Here is a 575-nt window from a genome sequence, read left to right on the forward strand (position 1 = left end):
CTATTTTTACCTCTGCTAGCTTTCCGTTTTCTAACGTGTTTTTAAAACTAATTCGGTATTCTACTTCTTCTCCTAACTTCGGCGTTTCATTATTTACCGTTTTCTTCGCTTCTACTTTTCCATCTTTATGCTGCGGAGTAATTTCTGCCGTCGGTGTTTCTGGTTCATTTTTCGTATCATCAATAATTGCTTTATTGACGATTTTTTTACCGACTTTCACTTCATCTTTTACTTTCACTTTAAAAGTGATACTTCTTTCTTCTGTATCCGTAATCTCTGGATACTTCGCCATTACCTTACCATTTTCCACTTTCAATTCTACTGGATCCGGCTTAGATCCTTCTGCTTTCACACTGTTTTCTACATACTCTAAACCTTCTGGTAAAGTATCTTCTATTTTCACCTCTGCTAGTTTTCCGTCTTCTACCGTGTTTTTAAAACTAATTCGGTATTCTACTTCTTCACCTAACTTCGGCGTTTCATTATTTACCGTTTTCTTCGCTTTCACTTTTCCGTCTTTATGTTGCGGAATAATTTCTGCTATCGGTGTTTCTGGCGGATGTTTCGTATCGCTC

General features: G+C 37.0%; 1 protein-coding gene. It reads right to left on the reverse strand.

Annotation, left to right across the window (positions count from 1 at the left end):
- Positions 1 to 575 (reverse strand): isopeptide-forming domain-containing fimbrial protein (locus MR170_RS30990; protein ID WP_242310665.1); only part of this gene is annotated, 575 nt, incomplete at both ends.

Source organism: Bacillus cereus group sp. BfR-BA-01524, from assembly GCF_022662595.1.
Taxonomy (GTDB): Bacteria; Bacillota; Bacilli; order Bacillales; family Bacillaceae_G; genus Bacillus_A; species Bacillus_A thuringiensis_S.